The following is a 6,147-nucleotide window of genomic DNA, read 5'->3' on the forward strand; positions in this document are numbered from 1 at the left end:
CACCCAGCCCCCTCAAACCCCGGCCAGACCCACGACCTGCGCAAACAGACTTTGCGGGTCACCCTGCCGGGTCAGTGTCGCGTTCGCCACGAACGGCCTGATCCACTTCTGGGAACAGTCCGCGCCCTGGTACCTCGAATGGCAGGATTTGGCGGCCCGACCCTCGACGCGGTTCTCGGCGCATCACGACGCCCACGAGAGCCCCGAACAGCTCAGCGACGAAGACCGGGCACGGCTCTCCGTGGGCGGAAGTCCCCGCCGGGCGAAGTCAGGGTAAGTTCAGGGGATCAGCATCGCCTTGCGGGCGCGGACGACGGCTTCGTAGCGTGTGCCCGCGTCCAGTTTCCGCATGGCGGATTGCAGGTATGCCTTGACCGTTTCGCGGGAGAGCGAAAGCCGGTTTGCGACCTCGGCATTGGTGCAGCCAAGCGCGACCTGGGCGAGGACATCGGTCTCACGGGTGGACAGGCGTATCTTGGAATTTCTTCCCGGCCCGCTCTCGCCGACGGCGACGAGACGTTGTGCGGCCGCGTAGATCCTGCGCTGGAGCGCCGAATCGGACATGGCTCCCGCGATGGCCCTCAGTTCGGAGTGCACCGAACGAAGTTCCTCAAGCGTGGCGGCGTGCGCGGGCTCGAGCTGTCTGACGGCCGCGAGCGACTCGGCCATCGCCAACCGATGATCGACTTCGTCGCGGATGGTGAGCTCGTGGACGAGCCGCCGGCCCGCGGCAACGATCTCGTCCCGTATCCGGTCGCCCAACGCGGCGGGCTGGCGCACCGCGCCGTAGAGGACGGCACGGCAACGGCCACCAGCGTGAACGGGAACCGCGAGTAACGAGGCGAGACCTTCGCGGAGGACGGGCCGGTCGTAGTCATGCGTGATGCTCCGCGCGCTGGCGTAGTCGGTCACCCCGACCGGGCGGCCCTGCAGGATCACCCGGCCGCCCAGTCCCGTGCCGGGACAGACCTCCAGATTGTGCAGGCCGGTGGTGCGAGTGCCCAGGAACTCCGTCAGGCGCAAGCGGTTGCCACCCACCTCACCGGCGAATGCCACCGGGACTCCGCCCTGCCGGATGATGGTGCGCAGCTCGGCCCGCAAGGCCGCGCGGTCGTCTGGACGAAGTAATCGGGTGTCACTCATCGCGTCCGTCCTCATTGCGCACACCGCCATGTTGTGCACGTCACAGTAACCCGGCCGAGCCAAGCCGTCGACCGGCCATCCCCGCGACCATCACGCGGCTACCTCCGCTACCACCCCGTGGCCATCCCCGCCTGCTACCAACTTTCGGGGGTGGCCGGCGGGGGCGGCTCGGCACGACTCTGTGCGGTGTTGGAAGGAGTTTGCCGATGACGTCGACTGCCGCGACCGAGACCTACCGCACTGCCCGCGATCTTCTGATCAACTTGCGCACGGACTACGGCAAGGCGCTGGAGGAGTTCCGCTGGCCACGGTTCGAAGGCCAGTTCAACTGGGCCATCGACTGGTTTGACCCAATCGCCCGGAACAACGACCGGGTGGCGCTGTGGATCGTGGAAGAGGATGGTTCGGAACGTCGGTGCACCTATGACGAGATGGCCCGTCGCTCGGACCGGGTAGCGACCTGGCTTGCCGGGTTAGGCATCGGCAAGGGCGATCCGGTGATCCTCATGCTCGGCAACCAGGTGGAGCTCTGGGAGTCGATGCTGGCGCTCATGAAGCTGGGCGCGGTAATCATACCCACCACTACCGCGATCGGTCCGACGGACCTCGCCGACCGGATCGAACGCGGCGGCGCCACCTGCGTGATCGCCAATGCCGCCGACGCGGTGAAGGTCAAGCTGAAAAACCTGAACGGTGTCATTGTAGGTGGCGAGGCCGCCGGCTGGCGCCCCTACACCGAGGCCGACGGCGTCACCGAGGTGCACCGGTTCGAATCCCGTACCGCCCCCACCGATCCGCTGCTGTTCTACTTCACCTCCGGAACCACCAGCCGGCCCAAACTCGTCGAGCACAGCCAGGTGTCCTATCCGGTCGGGCACCTGTCCACCCTGTACTGGACCGGGGTGCAACCCGGTGACGTGCATCTCAACATCAGTTCCCCTGGCTGGGCAAAGCACGCGTGGAGCTCGTTTTTCGTGCCGTGGATCGCCGAAGCAACGATCTTCGTCTACAACTACGGCACGTTCGACCCCGCCAAGCTGCTGGCGCAGCTCCGCCGGGCTGGCGTAACCACGATGTGCGCGCCGCCGACCGTGTGGCGCATGCTCATCAAGGTCGATCTTTCCGGCGGGCCCGGCGCGCTGCGCGAGGTGCTGTCGGCCGGTGAACCCCTCAATCCGGAGGTCATCGACCAGGTCCGCGCCCACTGGGGCCTGACCCTGCGCGACGGGTTCGGCCAAACCGAGACGACCGCCCAGGTCGGCAACTCACCTGGCGCCGCTGTCAAGCCGGGGTCGATGGGCCGTCCGCTGCCGGGCGTGCCCACGGTCCTGGTCGACCCGGTGAGCGGCCAGCGCTCCAGCACTGAGGGAGAGCTGTGCCTCGATCTGGCCGCGCACCCGCTCGCGCTAATGACCAGTTACCGTGGCGGCCCCGAACGCAACGCGGAAGTACTGGCCGGCGGCTACTACCACACCGGTGACGTCGCATCCCTCGACGAGGACGGCTACCTCACCTACATCGGCCGTACCGACGACGTGTTCAAGGCCTCGGACTACAAGGTGTCCCCCTTCGAACTGGAAAGCGTCCTCGTCGAACACCCGGCTGTGCTTGAGGCAGCCGTCGTGCCCGCACCCGACGAGGTACGCCTGGCCGTGCCGAAGGCCTACATCGCACTTGCTCCGGGATGGGAGCCGAACCGCGAGACAGCGGAGGCGATCCTCCGTCACGCCCGCGAAAACCTTGCCCCCTACCTGCGCGTCCGGCGGCTGGAGTTCTACGACCTACCCAAAACGATCTCCGGCAAGATCCGGCGCGTCGAGCTGCGCAGCAGGGAGAGCGAAGCCGCGGGCACCCGCCTCAGCATGGAGTACCGCGACACCGACTTTCCCAGGCTGACCAGCCGTAAGGCCGACTGATCGACCAGACACCGCGGGCCGTGGACGGGGCGCGCTGGAGTGCGCGCCCCGTTCCGGGGGTCGTCCGGTTCGGCAGCGGTGAGCCCGGTGGCGCTCAGGCGACTCGGTTATGAGGGGCGAATGAGGGCGCCCGCAAGCATGACCTGGGCTTCCGATATCTGGTCAGATCGGTCAGAGGAGCTCCGCGGCGTCGGTTCCGCGTCTGCCGGACTGCCACATGATGGCCAGCTCGGTACGTGACCGCACGCCGCACTTGGCGAGCACATGGGTGATGTGACGTTTGACGGTCCACTCCGAGATCCCGAGCTCCCGAGCGATCAATCTGTTGGGCCATCCATCGGCAACGTAGCGGGCGATTTCGTGCTCGCGGATCGACAAGACTATTCCCGCCGGCGCGACCTGATGTTCGAGGTGGCTGCGCAGCAGGTACGACAACGTCGGCCGAAGTCCCCGCAGGAGTTCGTGATCTCTATGATCGAAGGTGCGCCCGCCCGTCGCGACGACTCCGATGTAACCGTGAACGGGCAGCGAGGTATCCAGCCAGACGAGGATCTTGTCACTGATGTCGTTTTGCGGCAAGAAATCCTCGAGGAATTCTCCGCATCTGTCGTTGCCGAGGGCCATCTCTGCCAGTTGCGGGAGCACGGCCTGGCCGTATTCCTGCATCAGTTGACGAGCGAACTTGTGCGCGAAGACATCTTGACCGGCATACCTGTCCAGGTAGCGTGCCATGAGCTCGGGAAGGATGCCACGAGTGCGGGGCTCGCTCAATTCCAGCTGCAATGACGGGTGGCGGCCGAGGGAGAAGGTGAGGTGCTCGTAGCCAAGGTGCGCCGAGAACGCGTCGAGGACGACGCTACGGAAGGACGGTGACTCGGTCGCACCGACACAGTCGTTGATCACCGCGAGAGTGCGGCGGTAGTCCGCAGCTTCCAGCTCCACGACGGCCTCCAGCAAACATGCGTCCAGCGCGACGTTACCCGCCCGGAGAGACGCCACTTCCGAACGAATCACCATATCACTCGCCGCCAAGATTTTCAATGCCACCTAAGTGGCATTGAGGCGGACCTTCACGACAATCATTGTAGTGGTGTCGGTCACATTCTAGTCCAAGGTGAAATCCATGAAAGAGCATATCGTTACCGGGGCTGCGGGGGCACGACTACGAGTCCTCGAGCACAGCCCGGAAAAGGCGCCCACCGTCGTGCTGGTCCACGGCCTGTCGCTGAACGCGGGCGTGTGGGACCCGCTCGTTGCGCGGATCCAGAATTCGTTCCGCATCCTGGCGCCCGACCTTCGTGGGCACGGCCGCTCGGATGTACCCGAGGACGACACCTACGCGCTCAGCCGCACGTGGGCCGAGGACCTCGCGGCGGTTATCTCGCTCGCCGGACCGGGGCCGGTGGTTCTGGTGGCGTGGTCCTACGGCGGTCTGGTGGCTACCGACTTTCTACGCACCTACGGACAGTCCGGTCTGTCCGGACTGGTGTTGGTGTCCCCGTTGCGCAAGATCGGTAGCGCGGACGCCCTGGCGCTGTTGGGACCGGACTTTCTCGCGACAGCCGGTGGACTGACCTCGACCGACCTCGGCGAGGCGGTTCCCGCGGCGGGCGCGTTCGTCGATCTACTGCGCGCCGGGGACTGGGATCAGGCCACCCGCGAACGACTGCTCGGCGCCGTCCTCGCGGTACCGCCGCGGGTACGGGCCACGATCCTCGGGCGCGTCGACGACGGCGATGAGGCGCTCGCCGAACTGACCATCCCCACCCGGGTCATCTACGGCAGCGACGACAACGTCATCATCCCGGCCGCCTTCGCCGAGTTGGACACCATCATTGCCGCGGCGACCGTGACCGCGTACCCCGGCGTGGGGCACATACCGTTCGTGGAGAACCCCACACGCTTCGACACCGAACTCACCGAGTTCGTCGGCACCCTTTCATCTGCCACTGCTGCCGTGCGCTGACCGCAGCATCCACCCGATTATTCGGCATGGTGGCGGACGCCGTGCCGTACCGAAGTTGGGCGAAGGTAAGGGCCCACCGGTGAACGCGGGTACGCATCCTGAAGAACGGCGTTTATTCGACCGGTTCCGCACCTGCCCGTACCCGGTCAACGCTTTCAATCAGGACGTCTTCATGGCCTTCTTCGTGGGTCTTCTTCGTACTGGAGACGGACGGCCGCTAGAAACCAAGATGGAAAAGTAAACACCAATCAGAAAGGGAATCAATACCATGATCGCTATTACCGTCGAGGAGCGGATTGCTCTGCAACGTGCGACCATCGAGGAGCACATTCGCCAGGAGAACGCCAAGGAGTGGGAGAAGGTCTACGACACCTTCGTGCGTGACGAGCGTTCCTTCTACGATGTCGTCCCCATGAGCACCCATTACGAAGGCATCCGGGGCGTGCAAGACTTCTACGAGGCGCTCACTGTCGCCTTACCAGACTTCGTCATCACCGTCACCGGAGAATACGACCTCCCCGGCTATTCCTGGCGAGAGGTGACTGTCACCGGAACGCATCGGAGCGAGTTCGCCGGTATCACTCCACAGAACCATGTGGTTCGCTTCGAAATCGCCGCACTCTACCTCTTCAGCGACGACAACCCCGGCAAGCTCATCGCCGAACGCGCGTACTGGGACAACGACTCGATCTTCCGCCAGATGAAGGGAGAGGCCGACGCCCCCCGCGGCGGAGTTGGCCTGACCGACCGCGAACCCATCCGCGCAACCATCGCATAACCCACATCCACGGACAGGGCGCGCCGTCGTAACGGGCGGCGGCGTTGCCCTGTCCTGCACAGGCAGGGAAGGCCGCCGAGGACAACAAAACGCGCAGGAACGCCCTAGTGGAGCGTGATTCTGATTCCTTTGTCAGCCGTTGTTGGCAACCAACTTCTTGATGTTGGTCTCGACGAGTTTGACCTTGGCCAGAATCTCCCCGGCTGTCGCGGTCCAGACGAACGGCTCCGCAGTGGAGTTCCAGTGCTCGATGTAGTCCCGGATCTGTTTGATCAGCACCTTGACCGAGCTGAAGGTTCCCCGCCGGATCGACTGCTTGGTGATGATACCGAACCAGTTCTCGA

Annotated in this window: 6 protein-coding genes; 3 read left to right on the top strand and 3 right to left on the bottom strand. The window is 65.0% G+C overall.

Annotation, left to right across the window (positions count from 1 at the left end; genetic code table 11):
* Positions 1-279: 279 nt before the first annotated feature.
* Positions 280-1,143, bottom strand: coding sequence for a LuxR C-terminal-related transcriptional regulator (locus tag AC08OO_RS22015; protein ID WP_476611587.1), 864 nt, complete (start codon positions 1,141-1,143; stop codon positions 280-282).
* Positions 1,144-1,349: 206 nt separating this feature from the next.
* Here AC08OO_RS22015 and AC08OO_RS22020 point away from each other — a divergent pair, with 206 nt between their 5' ends.
* On the top strand, positions 1,350-3,059 hold the full coding sequence (locus AC08OO_RS22020; RefSeq protein WP_023840037.1) for an AMP-binding protein: 1,710 nt from the start codon (positions 1,350-1,352) through the stop codon (positions 3,057-3,059).
* 171 nt (positions 3,060-3,230) lie between these two features.
* Here AC08OO_RS22020 and AC08OO_RS22025 read toward each other — a convergent pair whose 3' ends face one another.
* Positions 3,231-4,106, bottom strand: a complete 876-nt coding sequence (locus AC08OO_RS22025; RefSeq protein ID WP_476611588.1) for a helix-turn-helix transcriptional regulator — start codon at positions 4,104-4,106, stop codon at positions 3,231-3,233.
* 76 nt (positions 4,107-4,182) lie between these two features.
* On the opposite strand from AC08OO_RS22025, the gene AC08OO_RS22030 reads away from it, so the two are divergent.
* Positions 4,183-5,025: an alpha/beta fold hydrolase gene (locus AC08OO_RS22030; protein ID WP_476611589.1), complete on the top strand. Its 843-nt coding sequence runs from the start codon at positions 4,183-4,185 to the stop codon at positions 5,023-5,025.
* A 268-nt stretch (positions 5,026-5,293) separates the two neighbouring features.
* Positions 5,294-5,803, top strand: coding sequence for an ester cyclase (locus AC08OO_RS22035; protein ID WP_011438399.1), 510 nt, complete (start codon positions 5,294-5,296; stop codon positions 5,801-5,803).
* 132 nt (positions 5,804-5,935) lie between these two features.
* Here the strand turns inward: AC08OO_RS22035 and AC08OO_RS22040 are convergent.
* On the bottom strand, positions 5,936-6,147 hold a 212-nt coding region (locus AC08OO_RS22040; protein ID WP_476611590.1), incomplete at its 5' end, for an IS3 family transposase.

This window comes from Frankia sp. CeCAU1, from assembly GCF_977971845.1.

Coding starts and splice junctions, on each gene's coding strand:
- AC08OO_RS22020 (WP_023840037.1), top strand. CDS start 1,350: ATGACGTCGACTGCCGCGACCGAGACCTACCGCACTGCCCGCGATCTT.
- AC08OO_RS22015 (WP_476611587.1), bottom strand. CDS start 1,143: ATGAGTGACACCCGATTACTTCGTCCAGACGACCGCGCGGCCTTGCGG.
- AC08OO_RS22035 (WP_011438399.1), top strand. CDS start 5,294: ATGATCGCTATTACCGTCGAGGAGCGGATTGCTCTGCAACGTGCGACC.
- AC08OO_RS22030 (WP_476611589.1), top strand. CDS start 4,183: ATGAAAGAGCATATCGTTACCGGGGCTGCGGGGGCACGACTACGAGTC.